The following is a 25074-nucleotide window of genomic DNA, read 5'->3' on the forward strand; positions in this document are numbered from 1 at the left end:
ATGACCACAGCAACCCTGCAGACCCCGGGCATCTCGACGGCCGCCCAGCGCAAGGGCAACGTCCTCGTCAACTGGATCACGTCGACCGACCACAAGACCATCGGGTACATGTACCTGATCTCGTCGTTCTTCTTCTTCCTCCTCGGCGGGGTGATGGCCCTCGTCATCCGCGCCCAGCTGTTCCAGCCGGGTCTCAACATCGTGGCGACGGGGGAGCAGTACAACCAGCTCTTCACGATGCACGGCACGATCATGCTGCTCATGTTCGCGACGCCGCTCTTCGCGGGCTTCGCGAACGTGCTGATGCCCCTCCAGATCGGTGCGCCCGATGTCGCGTTCCCGCGACTCAACGCCTTCGCGTTCTGGCTGTTCATCTTCGGCAGCACGATCGCCGTCGCCGGCTTCCTCACGCCGCAGGGCGCGGCCTCCTTTGGCTGGTTCGCCTACGCCCCGCTGTCGAGCACGACGTTCTCGCCCGGCTACGGCGGAAACCTCTGGGTGTTCGGTCTGGCGCTCTCCGGCTTCGGCACCATCCTCGGCGCCGTGAACTTCATCACGACCATCATCACGATGCGCGCTCCCGGCATGACGATGTGGCGCATGCCGATCTTCAGCTGGAACACGCTCGTGACCTCGCTGCTCGTGCTCATGGCGTTCCCCGTGCTCGCCGCGGCCCTCTTCGGGCTCGGTGCGGACCGCGTCTTCGACGCCCACATCTACGACCCCGCCAACGGCGGTGTCATCTTGTGGCAGCACTTGTTCTGGTTCTTCGGGCACCCCGAGGTCTACATCATCGCGCTGCCGTTCTTCGGCATCATCTCCGAGGTCCTCCCGGTCTTCAGCCGCAAGCCGATCTTCGGGTACAAGACGCTCATCTACGCGACGATCGCGATCGCGGCCCTGTCTGTGACGGTGTGGGCGCACCACATGTACGTCACCGGTTCCGTCCTGCTGCCGTTCTTCGCCCTGCTCACGATGCTCATCGCGGTGCCGACAGGGGTCAAGATCTTCAACTGGATCGGCACGATGTGGCGGGGTTCGGTGACGTTCGAAGCGCCTATGCTCTGGGCGATCGGCTTCCTGATCACCTTCACCTTCGGTGGACTGACGGGTGTCATCCTGGCCTCGCCGCCGCTCGACTTCCACGTCTCCGACACGTACTTCGTCGTGGCTCACTTCCACTACGTCGTGTTCGGTACCGTCGTCTTCGCGATGTTCAGCGGCTTCTACTTCTGGTGGCCGAAGTGGACGGGCAAGATGCTCAACGACCGACTCGGCAAGATCCACTTCTGGCTGCTCTTCATCGGCTTCCACACGACGTTCCTCATCCAGCACTGGATCGGAGTCGTCGGCCTGCCGCGTCGTTACCGCACGTACCTCGCGGAGGACGGCGTGACCTGGATGAACCAGCTCTCCACGATCGGCGCGGCGATCCTCGCCATCTCGATGCTGCCGTTCTTCTACAACGTGTTCATCACCGCGCGGAAGGCGCCCAAGGTGACGGTCAACGACCCGTGGGGCTACTCCCGCTCGCTCGAGTGGGCCACGAGCTGCCCGCCGCCGCGACACAACTTCACGTCGATCCCGCGCATCCGCTCGGAGTCGCCCGCGTTCGACCTCAACCACCCGGAGGCGGGCATCCCGGTGGGCGTCGGCCCGCTCAAGGATGCTCCCGAGGCCCCGGTCTACGACCTCAGCGATGAGAAGGTGAAGTAGCTCACATGCGCACCAATTTCCGGATGTTCTGGATCCTGGCCGGATTCTTCTTCTTCGCGGACATCGTCTACACGGTCTGGTATTTCCTCTCGCACCCGGACCAGGAGCACTGGTGGCTCCGGATCGAGTGGGTGGGTTCTGTCGCGATCCTCCTGACCGGCATCCTCGCCGTGCTCATCGCCTTCTACCTCGGCCTCGTGCTCCGCTCGCAGGGCGGAGAGCTGCCGGAGGACCGCCTCGACGCAGACGTCGACGACGGGGAGGCCGAGCAGGGTCACTTCAGCCCGTGGAGTTGGTGGCCGATCGTGCTGGCCTTCTCCTCGGCGATCGTCGTGCTCGGCCTGGCGGTCGGACCTTGGATCTCGTTCATCGGTGTGGGCCTCCTCCTCGTCGCGATCGTCGGGTGGGTCTACGAGTACTACCGCGGATATTTCGCCCGCTAGAGCGTCGTGCACGGGCCGCTCCGCCGTCGTTGCGACGGGGGGAGCGGCCCTTGCCGTTCCCCAGTAGCCTCGGACGGTGCACGTGCATCTGAGCGAGTACGACGAGCGCTGGCCGAGCTGGTTCGAGCGCATTCGCCACGCGCTTCCGGAGGGGCTCGTGGCCGAGCATGTCGGGAGCACGAGCGTGCCCCGTCTCCTCGCGAAGCCGATCGTCGACGTCGATGTCGTCATCGAGTCCGCGGACTCCGTGGCGGGGGTTCTGGCGCTTCTCGGGGCCGCAGGATGGGCTCATGAGGGAGATGGAGGGATTCCCGGGCGTGAGGCCTTCGAGTCCCGCCCGGATCTGCCGCCTCATCATCTCTACCGCGTCGTGCGCGGCAGCGCGCCGCACCGCGACCACACCGACCTCCGCGACCATCTGCGTGCCTCAACCGAGGACGCCGTCCGGTACTCCGATGTCAAGCGCTCGCTGGCGCACCTGCTGCCCCACGACCGGGCGGCCTACACCGAGGGCAAGGCCGCGATCGTCTCGGAGCTGCTCTCGCGGTCCCGGGAGCGGGGTTAACGCGGTGAGGCCCCGGGAGGTCCCGGGGCCTCACGACGCGACGCCGGCTAGTGGTGCTCGCCGTGGCCCGCCTCGAGCTCAGTCTGCTTGACCGGCTCAATGCGGTCCTCAAAGAACCAGCGCGAGAATCCGGCACGGATGCGCTGGCGCACGGTGATGCGTCCACGCTCGTCGGGGCGGATCATGAGCGGCTTGTAGTCGGTGTAGCTCACGAGCTTCCAGCGCTCGTACTCGTCGAGCTGCTCGTGGACCTCGATGTACTCGCCGCCCGGAAGGCGCACGATTCGGCCGGACTCGAAGCCGTGCAGGGCGATCTCCCGGTCCTTCTTCTGGAGGGCCAGACAGACCCGCTTGGCCACGAAGTACGCCACCACCGGTGCCACGAACAGCAGCGCCTGGAGCGCATTGATGACGCCCTCGATGGTCAGCTTGAAGTGGGTCGCGATGAGGTCGGAGCTCGCAGCAGCCCAGAGGACTGCGTAGAAGGTGACACCCGCGGCTCCGATCGCCGTCCGGGTCGGCGCGTTGCGAGGGCGGTCCGCCATGTGGTGCTCGCGCTTATCACCCGTGATCCACCCCTCGAGGAAGGGGTAGAAGGCGACGATCGCGAGGAACAGCGGCAGAACGAGCAGCGGGATCAGGATGTTGAGCGACAGGGTGAAGCCGAAGATCACGACCTCCCAGCCCGGGGGAACGAGGCGCAGTGCGCCGTCCGCGAACCCGATGTACCAGTCCGGCTGGGTTCCCGCAGAGACGGGGGAGGGGTCGTAGGGCCCGTACGCCCAGATCGGGTTGATCTGGAAGAGCGAGGCAATGAGGACGATCACGCCGAAGATGATGAAGAAGAAGCCACCGGCCTTCGCGGCGAACACCGGCATGATCGGCACGCCGACGACGTTGTCGTTGGTGCGCCCCGGAGCAGCGAACTGGGTGTGCTTGTTGATGACGAGGAGCACCATGTGCACACCGAGCGCGGCGATGAGGATTGCCGGCAGCAGCAGGATGTGGAGCACGTAGAGACGTCCGACGATGTCGAAGCCCGGGAACTCGCCGCCGAAGAGCAGGTAGGAGATCCACGTGCCCACGATCGGAACTCCCTTGACCATCCCGTCGATGATGCGAAGTCCGTTACCCGACAGCAGGTCGTCGGGGAGCGAGTAGCCCGTGAAACCCTCGGCCATCGCGAGGATGAAGAGCACGAAGCCGATGACCCAGTTGATCTCTCGCGGCTTGCGGAACGCACCGGTGAAGAACACCCGCAGCATGTGCAGACCGATCGACGCCACGAAGAGCAGGGCTGCCCAGTGGTGGACCTGGCGCATGAGCAGTCCGCCGCGGATATCGAACGAGATGTCGAGAGTGGACTGCATCGCGACCGACATCTCGATGCCCTTGAGGGGCACATACGATCCGTCGTAGATCACCGGGACCATCGACGCCTGGAAGAAGAACGTCAGGAACGTTCCGGACAGCAGGATGACGATGAAGCTGTAGAGCGCGACCTCGCCGAGCATGAACGACCAGTGGTCGGGGAAGATCTTCCGGCCGAGTTCGCGGACGAGACCGGAGATGCTCGTGCGCTCGTCGATGTAGTTCGACGCCCAGCCGACGAAGCGCATGCCGCGCCCCGTTTCCGGCTTGGTCTCGGTGGTCGGTGCGGTCGTGGTCACAGCTCACGCTCCCAGAAGCTCGGGCCGACGGGCTCGGTGAAGTCGCTGCGTGCGACGAGGTAGCCCTCCTCGTCGACGGTGATGGGCAGCTGAGGAAGGGGGCGCTTGGCCGGTCCGAAGATGACCTTCGCCTCGTGCGAGATGTCGAACTGCGACTGGTGGCACGGGCAGAGGAGGTGGTGCGTCTGCTGCTCGTACAGCGCGACCGGGCATCCGACGTGGGTGCAGATCTTGGAATACGCGACGATGCCGGCGTAGCTCCAGTCCTCACGTCCGGGGGAGACGTGCAGGTCCTCCGGCTTGAGGCGGACGAGAAGAACGGCAGCCTTGGCCTTCTCCTCGAGCTTGTGGTCGGACTCGAGGAGACCCTCGGGGATCACGTGGAAGGCGGAGCCGAGAGTGACCTCCGAAGCGCGGATCGGGGTTCCCGAGGGATCGCGGGTGAGGCGCACACCCTTGTCCCACATCGTGTGCTTGAGGAGCGCCACCGGGTCTTCGGCGGGCGCCAGATCACGGAAGAGCACGACCGCCGGGAGCGGGCTCACCGCGAGAGCACCGATGAGGGAGTTGCGGATGAGCTTGCGCCGGGTGAAGCCGGACTCCTTGTTGCCGAGCTGGAATACCTCGACCGCCTTGGCACGCGTCTCGTCGGTGCCGCGTGTGCCGTGGCGGAGTTCCACGAGGTCGTGGCCGTCCATGAGGGCCTTGGACCAGTGAACCGCGCCGATTCCGATACCGAGAAGCCCCAGGGTGATTCCGAGGCCGAGGAACAGGTTGTTCAGGCGGACCGAGAGCAGGTCGCCCTCGTGGATCGGGAACACGATGTACGCGACGATCGCGAGCACGCTTCCGATGATCGAGACGAAGAACCACGCGGAAACGCGGCGCTCGGCCTGCTTCTCCTTCTCCGGGGAGAGGTCGGTGACGCGCGGGCGGAAGGGCGGGAAGCCCGGGTTCTGCACCTCGTCGGCGACCACCACGGCAGTGCCGTGGGACGGCGGGTTCGCGCCGTGCTTCTCGACTGTCGAGCCGACGGCGGCGCCGTCAGTCGGGTCGTGGTCCTTCGCCATTCTTATCCCTTCAACCGTCGAGCGGCGCTGCTAGTTGGACTTGGCCGTGAGCCACACGGTGATCGCGACGATCGCACCGAGTCCGAAGATCCAGATGAATAGGCCCTCCGACACGGGGCCCAGGTTGCCGAGTCCGAATCCGCCCACGGAGGGCTCTTCGTCGAGGAACTTGAGGTACGTGATGATGTTCGCCTTGTCCTCGGGCGAGATGTTGTGGTCGTTGAACACCGGCATGTTCTGCGGGCCGGTGAGCATCGCCTCATAGACGTAGACGGCCTCGACGTCGGTCAGCGGGGGAGCGAACTTGCCCTCCGTGAGAGCGCCGCCCGCACCCGCGACGTTGTGGCACATCGCGCAGTTGATGCGGAAGAGCTCGGCACCGATCGCGGCGTCGCCGTCGCCCTGGAGGTACTTCTCGTCGGGGATGCTCGGGCCCGGGCCGCGGGAAGCCACGTAGGCGGCGAGGGCGGCGATCTGCTCCTCAGTGAACTGCGGGGGCTTCTGCTCGGCCTGCGGTCCTGTCGCGGCCATCGGCATGCGGCCCGTTCCGACCTGGAAGTCGACAGCGGCAGCACCGACGCCGACCAGGCTGGGGGCCTGCGACGTACCCTGCAGGGCCATGCCGTGGCACGTCGCGCAGTTCGCGGCGAAGAGCTTGCCGCCCTCCTCCACGAGCGCGTCCTGGGCGGCTTGAGTCTCCGCCGTCGCGCTCGACGTGAAGAGCGCGTACGCGCCGCCGGAGGCCATGAGGCCGATGAGCAGGAGGGCGACGCTCGCCAGAGGATGACGGCGGCCGGTCGCTTTCTTATTCTTCGCCATGATGCGTAGGGGTCCGATTCTTATCTCAGGATGTAGATGACGAGGAACAGGCCGATCCACACCACATCGACGAAGTGCCAGTAGTAGGAAACGACGACAGCAGTCGTGGCCTCCTTGTGGCCGAAGCGCGTCACGGCGAAGGCCCGGCCGATGACCAGGAGGAAGGCGATGAGTCCGCCCGTGACGTGGAGACCGTGGAATCCGGTCGTGATGTAGAACGCCGATCCGTAAGAGTCACTCGACAGGCTCACGTGCTCGCTCACGAGGAGCGCGTACTCGTAGATCTGGCCGACGACGAAGGTCGCGCCCATGGCGTAGGTGAGGAAGAACCACTCGACCATGCCCCACTGGCGGAACTGGAGGAGCGAACCGGTGCGGCGAGGCTGCATGCGCTCGGCGGCGAAGACGCCGGCCTGCGCGGTGAAGGACGACAGCACGAGGATCGTGGTGTTGATGGCGGCGAACGTGATGTTGAGCTTCGCCGTCTGGTCCGCCCACAGCTCCGGCGACGTCGCCTTGAGCGTGAAGTAGATGGCGAAGAGGCCCGCGAAGAACATCACCTCGCTGCCGAGCCACACGATCGTTCCGACCGCCACGGTGTTGGGGCGCTGGACTGCGGGTACTCCGGTCGAACGCGGGAGAGAAGCTGTGGTCACCCTCCCATTATGGTCGATTTCCCAGACGGCGTTTTGTCATTCGCCAGGCCAGTCGCGCAGCCTCGTTAGGATTTGGCCATGGCGATCGAGAGAACCTGGCCCGACATCCTCGCAACGCTCGTCGATGGGCGCGATCTCTCGATCAGCGAGGCCGAGTGGGCCATGCAGTCCGTCATGGCGGGCGAGGCGACGTCCGCCCAGCTGGCCGGCCTTCTGGTCGCCCTGCGCGTCAAAGGCGAGACGGTCGACGAGATCGTCGGATTCCGGGATGCCGTGCTCGCAAACGCCCAGCCGCTGGCCGTCTCACCCGATGTACTCGACATCGTCGGCACCGGCGGCGACCCGTACGGCGCCGTCCTGAACATCTCGTCTGTCGCGTCCGTGATCGCAGCGGCAGCGGGCATCCCGGTCGTCAAGCACGGCAACCGCGGGGCGAGCTCCGCGTCGGGCGCGTCCGACGTGCTCTCCGCGCTCGGCCTCAACCTCGACCTCTCGCCCGAGCGCACGGCGCAAGTGCTCGACGAGGTGGGGGTCACCTTCGTGTTCGCGGCGCTCTTCCACCCGGGGTTCCGCCACGCGGGGCCCACGCGCAAGGAGCTCGGCATCTCGACGCTGTTCAACGTGCTCGGACCCCTGTGCAACCCGGCGCGACCGAACGCCTCGGCGGTCGGCGTGGCGAGCCTCGAGCGCGTTCCACTCGTGGTGGGCGTCTTCCAGACGCGCGGTGCGACCGCACTCGTCTACCGCGGGGATGACGGCATCGACAAACTCACGACGACCGGGCATAGCCACATCTGGGAGGTCACGCGGGGAGCGGTGACCGAACACGACCTCGATCCTGCGGAACTCGGCATCCCGCGCGCGCCGATCGAGGCGCTCCTCGGCAAGGACCCGGCCTATAACGCCGGCGTCGCGCGCGGAGTGCTCTCGGGGGAGCCGGGGCCGGTCCGCGACATCGTGCTGCTCAACGCGGCCGCGGGGCTCGTCTCGTGGGAGCTCTCGCGGGATCCCGACCAGCTCCAGGAGCCGATCCTCGACCGGCTGCGGGCACAGTTCGATCGCGCCGCCTCCGTCGTCGACTCGGGCGCGGCCGCGGAGAAGCTCGAGGCCTGGGTCGCCGCGACGAACCGCTAGTCCTCGACCCAGTCGAGGGTCTTCGAGATCGCCTTGCGCCACTCGCGGAGCAGTCTCTCGCGGTCGTCGTCGGACATCGCGGGCTCCCACCGGCGGTCCTCCTGCCAGTTCGCCCGCAGTTCGTCGAGACCCGCCCAGAATCCGACCGAGAGTCCCGCGGCGTACGCCGCCCCGAGGGCCGTCGTCTCGGGCACGACGGGGCGCACGACAGGGACGCCGAGGATGTCGGCTTGGAACTGCATGAGCCTCTCGTTCGCGACCATCCCCCCGTCCACTTTGAGCTCGGTCAGCGGCACGCCGAAATCGGCGTCCGCGGCGTCCAGGACCTCGCGCGTCTGGAATGCCGTGGCCTCGAGGGCGGCGCGCGCGATGTGGCCCTTGTTCGCGAATCTCGTCAGGCCGAGGATGGCTCCCCGGGCATCCGGCCGCCAGTGGGGCGCGAAGAGACCGGAGAAGGCGGGGACGAAGTACACCCCGCCGTTATCGTCGACGCTCGAGGCGAGCTCCTCGACCTCGGCGGCGCTCGAGATGATGCCGAGATTGTCGCGGAGCCACTGGACGAGGGATCCCGTCACCGCGATCGACCCCTCGAGGGCGTAGCGCGGGGGCTCGTCCTCGAGCCGGTAGGCGACGGTCGTGAGAAGCCCGTTGCCCGACCGCACGATCTCCTCACCCGTGTTGACGATGAGGAAATTCCCGGTGCCGTAGGTGTTCTTCGACTCTCCGGCGTCGAAAGCCGCCTGGCCGAACGTCGCCGCCTGCTGGTCGCCGAGGATGCCCGTGATGGGCACATCCCGCAGCAGCGAGCTCTTCTCGATCACCCCGAACGCATCCGAGGAGCTGCGGATCGCGGGGAGCATCGAGAGGGGGATCCCGAACTCGGCTGCGATCTGCTCGTCCCACTCGCAGGAGCCGAGGTCCATGAGGAGGGTGCGGCTCGCGTTCGTGACATCCGTCGCGTGCACGCCGTCCTGCGTGCCGCCGGTGAGGTTCCAGAGCAGCCACGAGTCGGTCGTGCCGAAGAGCAGGTCGCCGGCCTCCGCGCGCTCCCGCGCCCCGTCGACGTTCTCGAGGATCCACACGATCTTCGTGGCCGAGAAGTAGGTCGCCAGGGGAAGGCCGACGCGGTCCTTGAAACGATCGACGTCGCCGCGGGCCAGCCGGTCGACGATCGGCTGGGTGCGGGTGTCCTGCCAGACGATCGCGTTGTACACGGGCTCGCCCGTGTGGCGATCCCAGACGACGGCCGTCTCCCGCTGGTTGGTGATGCCGACGGCGGCGATGTCGTGGCGGGTGATGTCGGCCTTAGCGAGCGCGGTGCCGATGACCTCGCGGGTGTTGTTCCAGATCTCGACCGGGTCGTGCTCCACCCACCCGGCGCGGGGGAAGATCTGGCGGTGCTCGAGCTGGCCGACCGACACGACGCTGCCCGAGTGGTCGAAGACGATGGCCCGCGTGCTCGTCGTGCCCTGGTCGATCGCGAGGACGAAGGTGCTCATGGCTCGAGGGTACCCAGCAGGTGTGTCGGCTGCGGCATCGTTGCGCCAGGCGAGACGAATGTACTCACGCGAGGCTGTCCGGACCGAGCTCCGAAGCCGACCGATGCCCGGAGAGCCCCAGGACGAGGTCGAACTCGGCGATGATGTTGCGCAGCACCGCCTCCGCGCCGGCCGCGCCGGCCACCGCCATTCCGTACACGTAGGGGCGGCCCACGAGTACTGCGTTGGCTCCTCGTGCGAGGGCCTTGGCGACATCGCTGCCCGACCGCACTCCGCTGTCGAGGAGCACCGGCATCCGACCGTTCACGCGATCGGCGATCGCGGGCAGTGCCGCGAACGAGCCGATCGCGCCGTCGATCTGGCGGCCGGCGTGGTTGCTCACGACGATCCCGTCGACGCCGTAGTCGAGGGCGAGGGATGCGTCATCCGGGTGCTGGATGCCTTTGAGCAGGATCGGCAGGGTCGTGCGTCCGCGCAGGAACGCGAGGTCGTTCCAGGTGAGGCTCGGCCGCGAGAAGACGTCCAGGAACGTCTCGACGGCGGCGCGGGGCGCGGGGGAGCGCAGGTTGCTGCCGAATCGGCCGGGGTGATTGCGAGACATCTCGACAAGTGTGCGGATAGTGGTCGGCGTGATTCTGGGCTTCGGGCCCGCCGCCGGGGGAGCGGCCAGGCGCTCGGACACGAGACGGGCGAACACCGGGTCGCTCGTGTACTGGGCGATCCCTTGGGCCCGGATGAACGGCAGGTAGGCGACGTCGAGGTCGCGGGGCCGCCAGCCGAGCATGTGGGTATCGAGGGTCACGACGATCGCTTGCGCACCGGTGCGCTCCGCCCGCGACACGAAGCTCTCCACCAGCTCGTCGTTGCTGCTCCAGTACAGCTGGAACCAGTGCGGCGAGCCGTCCATGCTCGTGGCCACCGTCTCCATCGGCACGGACGCCTGGCTCGAGAGCACGTAGGGGATCCCGAGCGCCCGAGCGGCAGCGGCGATCGCGAGGTCGGCGTCCGGATGCACGAGCTCGAGCACTCCGACGGGGGCGGCGAGAACGGGGGAGGGGTAGCGGTGCCCGAAGAGCTCCACGGAGAGGTCGCGGGTCGAGACATCCCGCAGCACGCGGGGAACGAGGTGCACCGCGTCGAAGGCGGCGCGGTTGTTCGCCGCCGTGACCTCGGCTCCGCTCGATCCCGCCACGTACGCCCAGGCTGCGGGCGACATGGCACGGTGGGCGGCTGCCTCGAGCGCCTCCCAGGAGGCGGGGACCACGGGCATCCCGCCCTGGGCACCCGCCCGGTAGATCGCGGACTGGGTGTCGCGGCCGACGTTCACAGAGCTCTCCTCACCATCGAGTGGTTCGAGACTAGCCGCCGTCAGGCGCCGGACACATAGAGCCAGCGTCCGCCCTCCCTCACGAAACGGCTGGCCTCGTGCTGCGACCCCGCGCCGTCGGGGGAGCGGTAGTGGGCTTCGAACTCGACGACGCCCTCGCTGTCGAGCATCCCGCCGCGCGATCGGGACAGGATGTCGAGGCGGTACCAGCGCAGTCCGGCGTCCAGCTCGAGGGAGTCGGGCCGGGTCGACGGATGCCACGACTCGAGCAGCCATGAGGCGTCGCCGACCGCGAACGCCGAGAACCGCGATCGCATGAGCCGCTCGGCGCTCGCCGCGGTCGTCTCGTGACGGTGGATCGGCCCGCAGCACTCGTCGTAGGGCAGTCCGGTTCCGCAGGGGCAGCGCATCCGGCCAGCGTACCGAGGGGGCCACGCGCGAGCCCTAGGCTGGAGAGCATGTCCAAGGTCCTCAGCAGTCTTCCCGTCGGCGAGCGCGTCGGCATCGCGTTCTCCGGTGGTCTCGACACCTCGTGCGCGGTGGCCTGGATGCGTGAGAAGGGCGCCGTGCCCTGCACCTACACCGCGGACATCGGCCAGTACGACGAGCCGAACATCGGCGAGGTCCCGGCGCGGGCGCTCGAGTACGGCGCCGAGATCGCTCGTCTCGTCGACGCCAAGACCGCCCTTGTCGAGGAGGGGCTCGTCGCGCTGCAGTGCGGCGCGTTCCACATCCGGTCGGGCGGCAAGACCTACTTCAATACGACGCCCCTCGGTCGCGTCGCCACGGGCACGATGCTCGTGCGGGCCATGAAGGAGGACGGTGTCGACATCTGGGGCGACGGTTCCACCTACAAGGGCAACGACATCGAGCGCTTCTACCGCTACGGGCTCATGGCGAACCCGCGACTGCGCATCTACAAGCCGTGGCTGGACTCCGCCTTCGTGGGGGAGCTCGGCGGCCGCACCGAGATGAGCGAGTGGCTCGTGGCTCGCGGCTTCCCGTACCGGGATTCCACGGAGAAGGCGTACAGCACGGACGCGAACATCTGGGGCGCGACCCACGAGGCCAAGAACCTCGAGGAGCTCAGCTCGGGCCTCGACATCGTCGACCCCATCATGGGCGTTGCGGCGTGGCGCGACGACGTCGAGGTCGAGACCGAGGTCGTCTCGGTGCGCTTCGAGGCCGGGCGGCCCGTGGCGATCAACGGGGTCGAGTTCACCGACCCGGTCGCCCTCGTGCTCGAGGCGAACGCGATCGGTGGCCGCCACGGACTCGGCGTGTCGGACCAGATCGAGAACCGCATCATCGAGGCGAAGAGCCGCGGCATCTACGAGGCTCCCGGGATGGCACTGCTGCACGTCACCTACGAGCGCCTCGTCAACGCGATCCACAACGAGGACACCGTCGCGAACTACCACGCGGAGGGTCGTCGGCTGGGCCGCCTCATGTACGAGGGGCGCTGGCTCGACCCCCAGTCGCTCATGTTGCGCGAGTCGCTGCAGCGCTGGGTCGGCTCGGCCATCACGGGCGAGGTGACTCTGCGACTGCGTCGCGGGGACGACTACACGATCCTCGACACGACGGGGCCGCACCTGAGCTACCACCCGGAGAAGCTGTCGATGGAGCGGGTTGGGGATGCCGCGTTCGGTCCCGCCGACCGCATCGGTCAGCTCACCATGCGCAACCTCGACATCGCCGATTCGCGGTCGCGCCTTGAGCAGTACGCCGCGGCAGGGCTCCTCGGCGGCCCGACGGCAGACCTCATCGGTCGCCTCGAGGCAGGGGAGAGCGCCGCCATCACGGCAGGTCCGGTCGAGACGGAGCTCGAGGCCGCGACGGATGCTGCGAACGAGGGCTCGGCGTTCGACCTCGGCACCGACTGACAGGGCAGCGCAGCTCGGCCGCTGAGCCTTCAGCGGGTTGGCGATTCTTCGGGGCGAGCGACGCCAGCGAGCGCGCGGTCCACCACATCCGAGAGGAACGGGCGGCTCGCCGACTGGGCGTCGAATGCCACTCGCACCAGGACGGCGCCGGTCATGACTGCCAAGGGCACGTCGACGTCGCCGGGGGAGAGGTGCACCTCGAGCGCTCGGCGCAGCCCGGCGGTGCCGGTGTCGTAGAGACGCCGGCGAAGCTGATCGACAACGGGGTCTGACCCGGTTCGTTCGATGACCCCTCCGAGTATGCGCGCAAGGCGACCGGTGGAGAGGTCGGCGGCGAAGTCCTCGAGGGCGACGAGGAGGTCGGCTCGGAGGTCGCCGGTCGGTTGCGGATGGTGCGCCTCATCACAGATCAAGTCCACCGCATCACGGACGAGGTCGAGACGCTGCGGCCAGTAGGTGTAGATCGTTCCCCTGGCGTAGCCCGAGCGTCGGGCGATCTCGGCGTGGGTCACGTGCTCCCATCCATCGGCGAGGAGTACCTCCGCTGCGGCGGCGACGACGTCTCGCCGCGTGCGCGCGACCCGGGGGTCTGAGACTTCCGCTGTGCCGGCCATTCCCACAGTCTAGACAAAATAGGACAGTTGTGCTGTTAATAGACAACATGTCCAATAACTACTCCAGTGTTCACAGCAGCGGGATCGAGGTTTTCGCGCTTCCCACGGGGAGCTACTCCGCTCGCGCAGCGTTTGCCTTCCGCGGGGGTTCGTTCTTCGACCGTCGTCAGTTCGCCGCTACTGCTGTTCTCGTTCGGCATCCGTCGGGGGATCTGCTGATCGACGCCGGATTCGGCCGGGATTTCGAGCGGCATCTCGAAATACTCCCGGCCTTCCGTCGATCTGCGCACACGGTGGGTGCCCCCGTCGTCGACCAGCTGATCGACGCGGGGTATGACCCGGGTCGATTGACGGCGATTCTCCTGACCCACTCGCACTGGGATCACGTGAGCGGCATCGCTGACCTTGACGTGCCGGTGCTGATCACCAGAGAGGAGATCGCCTACGCCGGCCGCGCAGCGGGTGACCGAGTCTTCAGCGAGGTATCCCGCGACCGGCGCCTCGTGACCTACGCCTTCGATGAAGGCCCCTTTGAGGGGTTCTCTGCCAGCTACGACCACTACGGTGACGGCTCCCTCGTCGTTGTGCCGGCGGTGGGGCACACGTCCGGTTCAGTCATCGTCTTCGTGCGTACCTCGGCGGGGGAGCGGTTCGCCTTCATCGGCGACCTCGCCTGGCAGCTCGAGGCGGTCGAGCGCACGGTGGATCGTCCCTGGCTCATGAGGCGCCTGGCCGACAGCGACCCGGCGCGCATCCGCGAGGACCTCCAGCGCATCTCCGGGCTGGCGGACCGCTACCACGTGATCCCTGCCCACGACGCTCGAGCGTTCCAGTCGGTGCCGGCGTTGAGCGGCGAGGCACTTCGTTGAGCGATCAGGATCGCCTCACCGCTGGTCGCGCCGTCTATGCTCGCAACTTCGGTGTTGACGACGCCACCGCCCAGCGCCTGATGGAGAGCCGGGCGGGTTCGGCCTTCGTGGCGGAGAGTTACGTCGCTGCCGGCGGACCCGGCTGGTCGGGAGTGCACTTGACCGACCGCGACCGAAGCGTGGCCACGATCGCCGCCCTCGTGGCCCAGGGGGTCACCGACGATCGACTCGCCGTCTACCTGCGGGTGGCGCGTCGAGAGGGCCTGGACGATGACGGCCTGACCGAACTCATGATCCTGCTCACCGCGTACGTCGGTCAGCCCTCGACATCGCTGGCCATGCGCGCGGTGCTGGGGAGTGGCAGCCAGGAGGGGCCACGGGGCTCCGACATACGCCACTTGACATAATGTGCATTATCGGGTGAAGCAGGATGCTGCGAGAACCGCGTTTCGACCCCGGCCGGATCGCGCCGGCGCCCCGGGCAACCTCAGGCTTGCTCGATGCGCAGCAGATTTCCGGCGGGATCCCGCACGGCGCAGTCCCGCTTGCCCCAGTCCTGATCCGTCGGTTCCTGGACGATGTCCGCGCCACCGGACTCCAGGACCTCAAAAAGTGATTGAAGGTCAGGAGTTCGCAATTGGATCCCCGCGTACGTGCCCTTGGCCATCATCTCGAGGATGGTCCGCCGCTCGTCGTCGCTGAGATTCGGGTCGGCCGTCGGCGGTTGCAGGACGATGGACGTGCCCGGCTGTCCGGGCGGGCCGACGGTGATCCACCGCATGTCCTGGTATCCGACATCGAGTCGCACCTCGAAGCCCAGCAGGTCGCGGTAGAACGCGAGCGAGGCCTCCGGGTCGGTGTGCGGGAGGAAACTGGCCGAGATCGTGAGTTCCATGCCGGTCATGCTAGAGCGGCGGCATCCGATCGCGCTTCTCGATTCCTGACCGGCCGCGTGATGACGCGCGTCGTGCACCCGGGAATGCCCGCCAGGGACGCCGCCTCCCGCCGGTAGACGCTCGGAGGCACGCCCACGAGTTCAGTGAACCTCGTGCTGAAGGTGCCGAGCGACGAGCATCCCACCGCGAAGCACACCTCGGTGACACTGAGCTCACCGCGGCGCAGTAGCGTCATCGCCCGCTCGATCCGTCGCGTCATGAGGTACGAGTACGGGGATTCTCCATACGCGAGCTTGAACTGGCGGCTCAGGTGGCCCGCGGACATGCCGACGCCGCGCGCGAGCGACTCGACGTCGAGCGGCATCGCGTACTCACGGTCGATACGATCGCGAACCTTCCGGAGCAGCGCGAGATCCGACAGCGTCGCCATCAGCGGTCCAAGAACCTGCGCAGCGCTTCCGCGGCCACCTCGTGGTCCACGACATCGGGCTCCCCCGACACCGTGATCGTGCCGATCACCAGTCCCCCGGCCCGCAGCGGGATCGAACCGCCGTGGGCGCGATACACGTCGGGGTTCAGTCCGAAGTCCTGCACGGATTGCCCGGATGCCTCGAGGCGCCGTCGCACCAAAAGCGAGGGTTCCTCGAAGTGACGGGCTACCGCGGCCTTGCCCTGGAGCCACGGATCGTTGTCCGGTCCCGTGGAGCCGAGGCGCGCGCGGAAAGCGAGGTCGTCCCGAACGACGACGTCGACCGAAAGGTTGAGCTCGCGCTCCGTGATGACCTCGACGGCGCTCAGGCCCAGATCGACCGCCTCCTCATTACCGAACAGGCCGAGGTCGATGCGGGTGAGCTCCTCGAGCTCCTCGATGGTGAAATCGGGAAGGTCGGTCATCAGCAGGACGGCAACTGGCGGCGCACGAGGCTCACCAGCTCCTTCGGCTCGAAGGGCTCGTCAGTCGAGATGAGCTCGGCGAGGCTCCACCAGCGGTGTGCGAGCACGTCGATCCGCTCCTCATCCGTCCAGTGCTCGGAGGATGGGTCGAAGGCGTCGACGACCGCCGTGTAGAACTCGGCGTGGCCGGTGTCGTGGTCCGCGTCATCCCACTCGACATCGAAGTCGTGGGCCCAGACGGGCGCGCCCAGTTCGTCGATGCGCAAGCCGGTCTCCTCGAACAGCTCGCGCACGGCGGCCTCATGGTGAGACTCCCCCGGGTCCACTCCCCCGCCCGGCGTGATCCAGCGAGCCATTCCGCTCGAATCGGGCGCCGTCGTCAGGAACAGCAGGATCCGGTCGTCCCGGTCGAAGAGCAGCACGCGGCTCGTGAGCCGGTGCACTCCGACCGCCTTCATCAGCGCTGGAAGTCCGAGATGTCGCCGACGTACCGAGTGTGGTGTGCGGGAATCGGCTCGACCGCGGCGAGGGCGACCTCGGCCGCGAACTCCCCCACGTTGTAGAGGCGGCCGGCCGCCTCCTTGCGCGCCTCGATGGCACCGGGGTTCGCCCGCTGCAGCAACGTCGCGGTGATCGTGCCCTCGATCATGTCGCCGGAGACGACGACGAACTCGATCCCGTCGGCCTCGAGCCCCGGGATGAGCTCCCGAAGCGCGTCCTCCCCCGCCCGCTTGCTGAGGGCGACCGGCAGGTACTCGGGCATCGTCTCCACCGTCTTGATGAAGTGGGCCTGGTGGCTCGTCACGAACACGATGCGCGACCCGCTGTCGAGGAGCGGGCGAACCGCCTGCAGGAAGTCGACCTGCGCGTCGCGGTTGAGCTTCATCGCGTAGTCCTCGGCCATGCCGCTCTCCATGCCGCCGGAGGCGTTCAGCACGAGGATGTCGAGGCCGCCGAAGGCGGATCGGATGGTCTGCACGAGCGCGGCCACCGATTCCGGGTCGGTGAGGTCGGCACCCACGGCGATCGCCTCACCGCCGTTGCCGCTCAGCCGCTCGACGAGCTTGAGAGCACGTGCCTCCTTGTTGCGGTAGTTGATCGCGACGCGCGCGCCCGCCTCGGAGAAGTAGCTGATGGTATCGGCGCCGATGCCACGGGACGAGCCCGTGACGAGCACGCGCTTGCCCTCGAGGGAGCCAGGGGCCAGGGGATTCACTGCGGAGTCGCTCACAGCAGTCGAGACTAGCAAGGAGCCCCCGTGCACCGCGCTCTCGGCAGGTGCTAGTTTCAATAGCGAACCGACACGCGAGAGGTGCCGCTCATGCTTCTGGACTTCCTGACGACCTACGCCTGGATCGTCTGGCTGGCACTCATCCTGGTTTTCGTGATCATCGAGGTGACCACTCTCGAGTTCACTTTCCTCATGCTCGCCGTCGGCAGCCTGGGCGGGCTGGTCTCCGGGCTGCTGAACGCTCCCTGGTGGCTGCAGGTCATCATTGCCGGTGTACTCTCGATCCTTCTGCTCTTCGTCGTCCGGCCGGCCTTGCTGCGAGCCCTCAAGCGCGGCGCCGACCCGGCCAAGAGCAACGTCGAGGCCCTCATCGGCCTGACCGGTGTCGTCACCAATGACTACTCCGGGAACGCGAGCCACGTGAAGCTCTCGAACGGCGACACCTGGACCGCTCGCCGTGACGACCACGAACCCCTCGTCGAGGGACAGCGCATCACCGTGACCGCCATCGACGGAGCGACCGCCGTGGTCGCCCCAGTGGAAAGGACCGCCTCATGACCGACGCCGGCCAGATCTTCGGCCAGTTGATCCTCATCATCCTGATCGCGATCGTCGCGATCTTCGTGCTGGTGATCCTGTTCCGCTCCATCCGGATCATCCCGCAGGCCAACGCCGGGATCGTCGAGCGCCTCGGCAAGTACCACAAGACGCTCATGCCCGGCCTCAACCTGCTCGTGCCGTTCATCGACCGGCTCCGTCCGCTCATCGACATGCGCGAGCAGGTGGTGTCCTTCCCACCCCAGCCGGTGATCACCGAGGACAACCTGGTCGTCTCGATCGACACCGTCGTCTACTTCCAGGTCACGGATGCCCGTGCCGCGACCTACGAGATCGCGAACTATCTCGGCGCCGTCGAGCAGCTCACGACTACCACGCTGCGTAACGTCGTCGGTGGCCTCAACCTCGAAGAGGCGCTCACGAGCCGCGACAACATCAACGGCCAGTTGCGCGTCGTGCTCGATGAGGCGACCGGCAAGTGGGGCATCCGGGTCAGCCGCGTCGAGCTCAAGGCGATCGATCCGCCGGTGTCCATCCAGGACTCGATGGAGAAGCAGATGCGCGCCGAGCGGGACCGCCGCGCCGCCATCCTCACCGCCGAGGGACTCAAGCAGTCGGAGATCCTCCAGGCCGAGGGCGCCCGGCAGGCCGAGATCCTCCGGGCGGAGGGCGACGCGAAGGCCCAGGTGCTGCGGGCGCAGGGTGAGGCCGAGGCCATCACCACGGTCTTCAACGCCATCCACACCGGCGACCCCGACAGCAAGCTGCTCGCCTACCAGTACCTCCAGACGCTCCCGAAGCTCGCGGAGGGAGAGTCGAACAAGCTCTGGATCATCCCGTCGGAGCTCACCGAGGCGCTCAAGGGGATCAGCGAAGGATTCTTCGGTGGCAAGGGTCCGGCGCCCAAGTAGCGCCGGCTCGCACTACCTCTCCCCCGCCCGACCCCGGGTGCTCGCGCACCGCGGCCTCGCCGTCGACGCACCCGAGAACACGTTGCTCGCGTTCGCGCACGCGATTGGGGCCGGAGCGGAGTACGTGGAGACGGACATCCAGGCGAGCCTCGACGGCGTCGCGGTGGTATGCCACGACCAGGACCTCAAGCGAGTCGCTGGTCGCGACATCCGGGTCGAGCAGCTGACGCTCGCCGAGCTGCGCCGCATCGACCTGGGCGAGGGCCAGTCGTTCTGCTCGCTCGCGGAGGCGCTCGACGCGTTCCCCGAGACCCGGTTCAACATCGACCTCAAGGCGATAGGCGCCGTCGCGCCGGCTGCGAAGGCGATTCGCGATCTCGGCGCGCTCGACCGCGTCCTCGTGACGTCGTTCAGCGAGGCGCGCCGGCAGGCGGGCGTCGCCCTCCTGCCCGGAGTGGCGTCGAGTGCCTCGGCGTCCCGCTTCCTTGCCGCACTGCTGTCCGCACGGTCCGGAGCGCGGCTCGCGACGGCGCGGGCCCTGCGCGGGCTCGTCGCGGTGCAGGTGCCCGAACGGGCGGCGGGCATCCGGGTCACGACCCCGCGAATCATCGAGCGGCTTCACGACGCGGGCGTCGAGGTGCACATCTGGACCGTCAACGACCCGATCCGGATGCGCGAACTGCTCGATCTCGGGGTCGACGGAATCGTCACCGACCGCGCCGATCTCGCGCTCGAGGTCGTCCGATCGCGGTCGTGAACTGACGCGCGGACCCTTGTTCGCTGTGAGCTCGCTGTCAACCCGGAGGGGTTGAAAGGTTATGCCCAGCTAGGTGGTTTATAACTGTGAGCTGACCGCGACAGAAGGAGGCCACACAATGGCAGACCGGAGCTTGCGCGGGATGAGACTCGGAACCCAGAGCTTACAGAGCGAAGAGGGTGTGGAGTTCTCCCCGCGAGTGAAGAGTGTTTACCGCGCCGCAGACGGGACCACCTTCGAGGTGGTGTTCGCCGCAGACGCAGAGATCCCGCCCGTATGGGAGTCGCCCAAGACGGGCCAGGAGGGCGTGCTGCTCACGAGCGAAGGCAAGCCCGTCGAGCTCGAGCAGGCGGACGTGAAGGCGCCCCGCAGCCACTGGGACATGCTGCTCGAGCGGCGCACGCGAGCGGAGCTCGAGGAGCTCCTCCAGGAGCGGCTCGACTACCTCCGCGCTCGGCGCGGACAGGACAAGTCGGACGCCATCGGAGCCTGAAAGCCCCTTACGTCAACGCCTCGTCGCCCTCTCGGCGGCGGGGCGTTCTCGTTGCCCGGGCCGAGAGGCCGGCCACGACGATGGCGCCGAGTCCGAGCCCCGCGACGAACCACTCGACCTGACGACCGAGGAGCACTGCCGGTGTCGTCGTGGTGGAGAGCGGGACCTCCTCGACCATCGAGCCAGGCTCGAACCACGGTAGTCGAGAGATCGTGCTGCCATCGGGCGCGATCATCGCGCTGATGCCCACCGTCGAGATGTTCACGACCGTTCGTCCCAGCTCGATCGCCCGGATGCGCGCCGTGGCGAGCTGCTGAACGCTCTCGTCGGTGCGGCCGAAGTCCGCGTTGTTGGAGGACGCGAAGATGATCTCGGCTCCCTGCTCGACCGACTCGGTGAGGATCTGATCGTCGACGATGTCGAAGCAGATGTTGATCCCCGCGATCACGCCTCCGATGTCGACCACGTTGTCCGTCGTCCCCGGCGTGTACTCCCGCTGGATGAGGTCGATGAGGTCGGGCGCAAACGGTCGCCAGAAGGACCGATCCGGGATGTACTCGCCGAACGGGACCGGGTGCTTCTTGTCGTAGTAGTCGAGGGCGCCCTCCCCCGACTGCCACAGCACGGCCGTGTTGTAGAAGCGGCCGTCACGCTCGCTGACTCCCTGGGCGACGAGCGGGGCATCCATCTGCTCGGACACGAACTCGAAGACCGCGGTCGTCGTGGGATCCCGCAGCGGGTCTCGGTAGGTGGTGCCCTCCGGCCACACGACCACATCGACCGGGGTGCCGAAGAGCGGCTCGGTCGCGTCGAGCTGAGCCTGGAGCAGCTCGCCCGCGTCGGCGCCGTCGAAGTAGCCGGCTCGACCGTTGCCCTGAACTGCGGCGACCGTCATCGTGCCCGACGAGGCGACCGGGTACAGGGGGGCGACGAGCACGGCGGTCGCGAGTCCTACGGGAGCGGCGATCCTCGAGATGACGGGCAGTCCGGTCATCCGGACCGACTCGATGGCGATCGCGACGAGGAGCACCATGAGGAAGCTCACTCCCGAGACGCCCACCCAGCTGAACAGCGGGGCGAACGGGCCCTCCGACTGCGAGAGCGCGACCCTCCCCCACGCGAAGCCGCCGTACGGCCACACGCTCGCCCACGCCTCCCGTGCGGTCCAGACACCGGCCAGCGCGACGGGGAGGAGCCCGAGGCGTCCCGCCGTCGAGGGGAAGGCGATCGGGATCCAGCGGTAGGCGAGACTGATCGCGACGGCACCGCCCGCGAAGAACAACGACTCCAGGACGGCGAGGGCCGACATCGGAAGGGGCCCGAGGAACAGGGCCGCCCACTGGATGTGGGTGAAGTAGAACGCGGCTCCCGCAAGAAAGCCGACGAGGATCGCCGACGCGATCCGTCGGCCGACGAGACTCACGAGCACGAGCGCGATTCCGACGAGGGTGAGCGGCCAGACGTCCTTGTCGGGGAAGCCGGCATCGAGGATCGGCCCCGAGGCAGCGGCGACGAGCACGGCGGCCCACAGCGGCAGGATCGGCTTCACGACCCGAGGATATTCCGCGCTCATGCGACGGAACTGTACGCCACGATTCCCCGGCGGATCGCGTCGAGGGCGGTGCGAGCGGTTCGTCCTACCTCGCCGTCGGCGACCACCGAGAGCTGGTCGAGCAGGTCGATCGTCTGCTTCGTCCACCGGACGAAGTCGCCCGCCGCCAGATCGGCCTCCTGGAGCACGTGGTCGAGGGAGGTGCCGTTCGCCCAGCGGTACATGGCGAGTGCGAGACCCGTCGCGAGCGGCTGGCTGCCCGGCAGGCGGTGGCGGCGCTCCAGATCGTCCAGCTCGGCCCACAGCGTGCCCGTGCGATCGAAGGCCTCGCGGAACCGACCTCGCGGCAGGTGGCGGTCCCCCAGCTGGCCCTCCTCGCGCCTCGGATCATACACGAACGTCGTCGCGAGAGCGGCGACGGAGGGGGCGTCGAGGCCGTCCCAGTAGCCCCGGCGCAGCGACTCCGCGACGAGAAGGTCTCGCTCGCCGTAGATCCGCCGCAGCATCCGGCCATCAGGACTGAGCGCAAGCTCGCCGGTCTTGGCCACCACCAGATAGCCGAGCTCGGTGAGCACCTCGGAGACTCGGTCGAAGATCTTCGCGACCGCGCCCGTGCGGGTGCGGATCTGCGCAGCGATCTGGTCCGTCTCCCGCTTGAGACGGAACCAGCGCTCGGCCCACCGCGCATGCGACTCGCGCTCGGGGCACGCGTGGCAGGGGTGCTGCTTCATCCGACGACGCAGCTCCGCGAGATGGCGCTGCCGCCGGTCGCGCTCCCCCCGGCTCGCGGTGCTCGGAATGCCCTTCCGCTCGAGATCCGTGAGCTCGCGCCGGATCGACGAGTACTCCGCGAAGTCTCCGAGGTGGCATGTCATCGACTTCGCGTAGCCGGCGAGCGACTCCTCCTGCGACCGGACCTTGCGGGCGAGGTCGACAACGGCGCGGTCGGCCTGGAACTGCGCGAAGCTCGACTCGAGGATCTCCCGGGTGCGGGAGCGGCCGAACTGCGAGATGAGATTCACCGCCATGTTGTACGTCGGGACGAAGCTCGAATTGAGGGGATACGTGCGCCGCGAGGCGAGCGATGCGACCGCCTGCGGATCGAGGCCGTCGACCCACTGGATGACCGAGTGCCCCTCCACGTCGATGCCCCGACGTCCCGCGCGACCTGTCAGCTGCGTGTACTCCCCCGGGGTGATCGGCACTCGAGCTTCGCCGTTGAACTTCTCGAGCTTCTCGAGCACGACGGTCCGCGCAGGCATGTTGATCCCGAGCGCGAGCGTCTCTGTTGCGAACACCGCCTTGACGAGCTTCTTCTGGAACAGCTCCTCCACGACCTCCTTGAACGCGGGCAGCAGGCCCGCGTGGTGCGCCGCGACCCCGCGCTCGAGGCCGGAGAGCCAGTCCCAGTAGCCCAGGACCGCGAGGTCCTCGTCGAGCAGTGTGCGGCACCGCTCCTCGACGATCTCGCGGATCTCGTCCCGCTCCGCGGTCGTGGTGAGCCGGATGCCCGCTCGCAGCACCTGCGAGACCGCCTGGTCGCATCCAGCCCGACTGAAGATGAAGAAGATCGCGGGCAGGAGGTTCTTCGACTCGAGCAGTCGGACGACCTCCTGCCGGGGCATCCGCTGATTCTCGGGCCGGCCGCCGCGCGAGTGGTAGCGCCCCACGTCCTTCATCTGGCGGGAGTTCAGCGTCCGCCCCCCGTACCGGGCCATCTGCACGAGTTCGGGGTTCACTCGGTTGGTGGCGGCGAGGCCCGACGAGTCGAACAGGTCGATGAGCTTGGTCCGCATGAGGATGTGCTGGTCGAGGGGCACGGGGCGCTCCTCGGAGACGATCACCGCGGTGTCGCCGCGGACCGCCTGGAGCCAGTCGCCGAACTCCTCGGCGTTCGAGACCGTCGCGCTCAGCGACACCATGCGGACGCGGAGGGGCAGGTGGATGATGACCTCCTCCCACACCGCCCCTCGGAACCGGTCGGCGAGGAAGTGCACCTCGTCCATGACGACGTACTCCAGGTCGCGAAGCAGGTCGGAGTCGGCGTACAGCATGTTGCGGAGAACCTCGGTCGTCATCACGACGATCCGAGCCGACGAGTTGACGTTCGTGTCGCCCGTGAGCAGCCCCACCGACTCGGCGCCGTACTCGGCGACGAGCTCCTGGAACTTCTGGTTGCTGAGCGCCTTCATCGGGGCGGTGTAGAAGACCTTGCCCCGCTCCCCCTGCATCGCCTGGAAGACGGCGAACTCCGCGACGATCGTCTTGCCGGCGCCGGTCGGTGCGGCGACGAGAACGCTCTTGCCGTCCTCCAACTGGGCGCAGGCCTCGATCTGGAAGGGATCCATGTCGAACCTCAAGCGCGCGCGGAACGCCTCGAGCACCGGGTGCCCGCTGCGTCGGCGGGATGCCGCGTACCGCTCCGCGGGCGAAAGCTGGTCGGTCATTGGCTCCAGCCTAAGCGGCGAGGGACTCCTCGAGCTCTGTCGCCCGGCGCGCCACCCTCCGATCGTGGAACCAGGCAACGCCCCAGGCGCTGAAGTACAGCAGGACCATCGGGATGGCGAGGAGGAACATCGAGATCACGTCGGCGGCCGGCGTCGCGAGGGCGGTGAAGAGGGTGATCACGAGCACGGCGACGCGCCAGCCCTTGATGATCGAGGCCGCTGAGAGGACGCCGACGAAGTTCAGGAGCACGAGGAATACCGGGAGCACGAAGCCGATGCCCACGGCGAGGACGAGCTTGATCACGAAGTCGTAGTAGACGCGCGCGTCGAGGTAGGTCGCCTCCTGCTCGGCCGAGAACGAGGTGAGCAGCAGGACCATGTGCGGAAAGACGAGCCACCCCGCGAACGCTCCGGCGAAGAAGAGCGGAACTGCGCTGAAGAAAAAGCCGAACGTGTAGCGCTTCTCCTTCTGGGTCAGGCCCGGCACGAGGAAGGCGAAGACCTGGTAGAGCCAGATCGGGCTCGCGATCACGATGGCGATCGTCACGGCGATCGAGATGCGCAGATCGAAGGCGCCCGTCACCGTCGTGTAGACGATCGTCGCGTTGCGCTCCTCCGCGATCTGGTTGATGGGCACCCGGATGGCGTCGATGACGAAGGGTGCGAGCAAAAAGCCCGCGACGGCGGCGAGGAGGATCGCGATCGCCGAGATGACAAGTCGCTTGCGCAGCTCGCGGAGGTGCTCGCCGAGCGACATCCGCTCGTCGCTCTTGTTGCGCCACCGCCCGGATCGGGTGGCCACGCGGGTCAGGACTTCGGCTTGGGCGTGCTCTTGGTCGAGATGACGCCGGGAGCGGCCTCAGCGTCGGCCGCGGCATCCTCGACCACGGTTGCGTCGCCGTTCTCGTCCTTCATCGTCTTGACCTCGCTGCGGAAGATGCGCATCGACTGACCGATGCTGCGCGCGAGACCGGGGAGCTTCGGCGCTCCGAACAGCAGAAGCACGATGACGAGGATGACGACGAGGTGCCATCCGGTGAGGTTTCCCAGCATGCTCTGACCGCTTT

Annotated in this window: 28 protein-coding genes; 11 read left to right on the forward strand and 17 right to left on the reverse strand. The window is 67.6% G+C overall.

All coding sequences use genetic code 11. The features are described from left to right. The 3 genes from ctaD to Q5716_RS06375 all read left to right on the forward strand — a co-directional run bounded on the left by ctaD (nt 1) and on the right by Q5716_RS06375 (nt 2724). Complete coding sequence (gene ctaD / locus Q5716_RS06365) at nt 1–1716, forward strand: aa3-type cytochrome oxidase subunit I (RefSeq protein WP_305002244.1); 1716 nt, start codon at nt 1–3, stop codon at nt 1714–1716. 5 nt (nt 1717–1721) lie between these two features. Beyond that, entirely contained in the window at nt 1722–2159 is a 438-nt protein-coding gene (locus Q5716_RS06370) for a cytochrome c oxidase subunit 4 (protein WP_305002245.1), read from the forward strand. A 76-nt stretch (nt 2160–2235) separates the two neighbouring features. Beyond that, the gene (locus tag Q5716_RS06375) at nt 2236–2724 is read left to right on the forward strand and encodes a GrpB family protein (protein ID WP_305002246.1); all 489 of its coding nucleotides are present in this window, start codon (nt 2236–2238) and stop codon (nt 2722–2724) included. A gap of 47 nt (nt 2725–2771) precedes the next feature. Here Q5716_RS06375 and qcrB read toward each other — a convergent pair whose 3' ends face one another. From qcrB to ctaE, 4 genes are read right to left on the reverse strand one after another with little or no spacing between them, the layout of a single operon-like run. Further along, a complete protein-coding gene (gene qcrB, locus Q5716_RS06380; protein ID WP_305002978.1) occupies nt 2772–4343 on the reverse strand; it encodes a cytochrome bc1 complex cytochrome b subunit in 1572 nt (523 codons plus the stop codon). A gap of 47 nt (nt 4344–4390) precedes the next feature. Next, the gene (gene qcrA, locus Q5716_RS06385) at nt 4391–5464 is read right to left on the reverse strand and encodes a cytochrome bc1 complex Rieske iron-sulfur subunit (protein ID WP_305002247.1); all 1074 of its coding nucleotides are present in this window, start codon (nt 5462–5464) and stop codon (nt 4391–4393) included. A 30-nt stretch (nt 5465–5494) separates the two neighbouring features. Continuing rightward, nucleotides 5495–6283 (reverse strand): cytochrome bc1 complex diheme cytochrome c subunit, encoded by a 789-nt coding sequence (gene qcrC, locus Q5716_RS06390; RefSeq protein WP_305002248.1) that lies wholly within the window; start codon nt 6281–6283, stop codon nt 5495–5497. A gap of 20 nt (nt 6284–6303) precedes the next feature. After that, a complete protein-coding gene (gene ctaE, locus Q5716_RS06395) occupies nt 6304–6939 on the reverse strand; it encodes an aa3-type cytochrome oxidase subunit III (RefSeq protein WP_305002249.1) in 636 nt (211 codons plus the stop codon). 78 nt (nt 6940–7017) lie between these two features. On the opposite strand from ctaE, the gene trpD reads away from it, so the two are divergent. After that, nucleotides 7018–8073 carry an anthranilate phosphoribosyltransferase gene (gene trpD / locus Q5716_RS06400; protein WP_305002250.1) on the forward strand — a complete coding sequence of 352 codons (1056 nt, stop codon included), beginning with the start codon at nt 7018–7020 and terminating at the stop codon, nt 8071–8073. Here the strand turns inward: trpD and glpK are convergent. The 3 genes from glpK to Q5716_RS06415 all read right to left on the reverse strand — a co-directional run bounded on the left by glpK (nt 8070) and on the right by Q5716_RS06415 (nt 11309). Further along, nucleotides 8070–9572, reverse strand: coding sequence for a glycerol kinase GlpK (gene glpK / locus Q5716_RS06405; RefSeq protein WP_305002251.1), 1503 nt, complete (start codon nt 9570–9572; stop codon nt 8070–8072). The genes trpD and glpK overlap by 4 nt on opposite strands. A gap of 64 nt (nt 9573–9636) precedes the next feature. Next, the gene (locus Q5716_RS06410) at nt 9637–10899 is read right to left on the reverse strand and encodes an alpha-hydroxy-acid oxidizing protein (RefSeq protein ID WP_305002252.1); all 1263 of its coding nucleotides are present in this window, start codon (nt 10897–10899) and stop codon (nt 9637–9639) included. A 41-nt stretch (nt 10900–10940) separates the two neighbouring features. Further along, nucleotides 10941–11309 (reverse strand): YchJ family protein, encoded by a 369-nt coding sequence (locus Q5716_RS06415; protein WP_305002253.1) that lies wholly within the window; start codon nt 11307–11309, stop codon nt 10941–10943. A gap of 48 nt (nt 11310–11357) precedes the next feature. On the opposite strand from Q5716_RS06415, the gene argG reads away from it, so the two are divergent. Next, nucleotides 11358–12785, forward strand: coding sequence for an argininosuccinate synthase (gene argG / locus Q5716_RS06420; protein WP_305002254.1), 1428 nt, complete (start codon nt 11358–11360; stop codon nt 12783–12785). Nucleotides 12786–12814: 29 nt separating this feature from the next. Here argG and Q5716_RS06425 read toward each other — a convergent pair whose 3' ends face one another. Then, nucleotides 12815–13399, reverse strand: coding sequence for a TetR/AcrR family transcriptional regulator (locus Q5716_RS06425; RefSeq protein ID WP_305002255.1), 585 nt, complete (start codon nt 13397–13399; stop codon nt 12815–12817). Nucleotides 13400–13446: 47 nt separating this feature from the next. On the opposite strand from Q5716_RS06425, the gene Q5716_RS06430 reads away from it, so the two are divergent. Next, the gene (locus Q5716_RS06430; protein ID WP_305002256.1) at nt 13447–14268 is read left to right on the forward strand and encodes an MBL fold metallo-hydrolase; all 822 of its coding nucleotides are present in this window, start codon (nt 13447–13449) and stop codon (nt 14266–14268) included. Continuing rightward, entirely contained in the window at nt 14265–14675 is a 411-nt protein-coding gene (locus Q5716_RS06435; protein WP_305002257.1) for a carboxymuconolactone decarboxylase family protein, read from the forward strand. Before Q5716_RS06430 ends, Q5716_RS06435 begins: the two co-directional genes overlap by 4 nt. A gap of 80 nt (nt 14676–14755) precedes the next feature. Here Q5716_RS06435 and Q5716_RS06440 read toward each other — a convergent pair whose 3' ends face one another. Genes Q5716_RS06440 through Q5716_RS06460 form a run of 5 tightly spaced genes read right to left on the reverse strand, consistent with a single transcriptional unit; the run spans nt 14756 to nt 17289 of the window. Continuing rightward, the gene (locus tag Q5716_RS06440) at nt 14756–15172 is read right to left on the reverse strand and encodes a VOC family protein (protein WP_434056592.1); all 417 of its coding nucleotides are present in this window, start codon (nt 15170–15172) and stop codon (nt 14756–14758) included. Then, a complete protein-coding gene (locus Q5716_RS06445) occupies nt 15169–15594 on the reverse strand; it encodes a helix-turn-helix transcriptional regulator (RefSeq protein WP_305002259.1) in 426 nt (141 codons plus the stop codon). Before Q5716_RS06445 ends, Q5716_RS06440 begins: the two co-directional genes overlap by 4 nt. Beyond that, a complete protein-coding gene (locus Q5716_RS06450; RefSeq protein ID WP_305002260.1) occupies nt 15594–16058 on the reverse strand; it encodes a heme-binding protein in 465 nt (154 codons plus the stop codon). Before Q5716_RS06450 ends, Q5716_RS06445 begins: the two co-directional genes overlap by 1 nt. After that, entirely contained in the window at nt 16058–16516 is a 459-nt protein-coding gene (locus tag Q5716_RS06455; protein WP_305002261.1) for an NUDIX hydrolase, read from the reverse strand. The genes Q5716_RS06450 and Q5716_RS06455 overlap by 1 nt, the downstream gene beginning before the upstream one ends. Continuing rightward, nucleotides 16516–17289 carry an SDR family oxidoreductase gene (locus tag Q5716_RS06460; protein WP_305002262.1) on the reverse strand — a complete coding sequence of 258 codons (774 nt, stop codon included), beginning with the start codon at nt 17287–17289 and terminating at the stop codon, nt 16516–16518. Before Q5716_RS06460 ends, Q5716_RS06455 begins: the two co-directional genes overlap by 1 nt. Before the next feature lie 90 nt (nt 17290–17379). Here Q5716_RS06460 and Q5716_RS06465 point away from each other — a divergent pair, with 90 nt between their 5' ends. The 4 genes from Q5716_RS06465 (at nt 17380) to Q5716_RS06480 (ending at nt 20008) form a co-directional block, all read left to right on the forward strand. Continuing rightward, nucleotides 17380–17847: an NfeD family protein gene (locus Q5716_RS06465; RefSeq protein WP_305002263.1), complete on the forward strand. Its 468-nt coding sequence runs from the start codon at nt 17380–17382 to the stop codon at nt 17845–17847. After that, nucleotides 17844–18758, forward strand: coding sequence for an SPFH domain-containing protein (locus Q5716_RS06470; RefSeq protein ID WP_305002264.1), 915 nt, complete (start codon nt 17844–17846; stop codon nt 18756–18758). The genes Q5716_RS06465 and Q5716_RS06470 overlap by 4 nt, the downstream gene beginning before the upstream one ends. Next, a complete protein-coding gene (locus Q5716_RS06475; protein ID WP_305002265.1) occupies nt 18733–19515 on the forward strand; it encodes a glycerophosphodiester phosphodiesterase family protein in 783 nt (260 codons plus the stop codon). The genes Q5716_RS06470 and Q5716_RS06475 overlap by 26 nt, the downstream gene beginning before the upstream one ends. A gap of 118 nt (nt 19516–19633) precedes the next feature. Then, nucleotides 19634–20008 carry an RNA polymerase-binding protein RbpA gene (locus Q5716_RS06480; protein WP_305002266.1) on the forward strand — a complete coding sequence of 125 codons (375 nt, stop codon included), beginning with the start codon at nt 19634–19636 and terminating at the stop codon, nt 20006–20008. A 7-nt stretch (nt 20009–20015) separates the two neighbouring features. Here the strand turns inward: Q5716_RS06480 and lnt are convergent, their stop codons facing one another. From lnt to tatA, 4 genes are read right to left on the reverse strand one after another with little or no spacing between them, the layout of a single operon-like run. Further along, a complete protein-coding gene (gene lnt, locus Q5716_RS06485; protein ID WP_305002267.1) occupies nt 20016–21581 on the reverse strand; it encodes an apolipoprotein N-acyltransferase in 1566 nt (521 codons plus the stop codon). Next, a complete protein-coding gene (locus Q5716_RS06490) occupies nt 21578–24007 on the reverse strand; it encodes a DEAD/DEAH box helicase (protein ID WP_305002268.1) in 2430 nt (809 codons plus the stop codon). Before Q5716_RS06490 ends, lnt begins: the two co-directional genes overlap by 4 nt. 10 nt (nt 24008–24017) lie before the next feature. After that, complete coding sequence (gene tatC, locus Q5716_RS06495) at nt 24018–24764, reverse strand: twin-arginine translocase subunit TatC (RefSeq protein WP_305002979.1); 747 nt, start codon at nt 24762–24764, stop codon at nt 24018–24020. 50 nt (nt 24765–24814) lie between these two features. Beyond that, complete coding sequence (tatA, locus tag Q5716_RS06500; RefSeq protein ID WP_305002269.1) at nt 24815–25060, reverse strand: Sec-independent protein translocase subunit TatA; 246 nt, start codon at nt 25058–25060, stop codon at nt 24815–24817. Nucleotides 25061–25074: the final 14 nt, after the last annotated feature.

This window comes from Antiquaquibacter soli (assembly GCF_030580675.1).
GTDB classification, from domain to species: Bacteria; Actinomycetota; Actinomycetes; order Actinomycetales; family Microbacteriaceae; genus Rhodoglobus; species Rhodoglobus soli.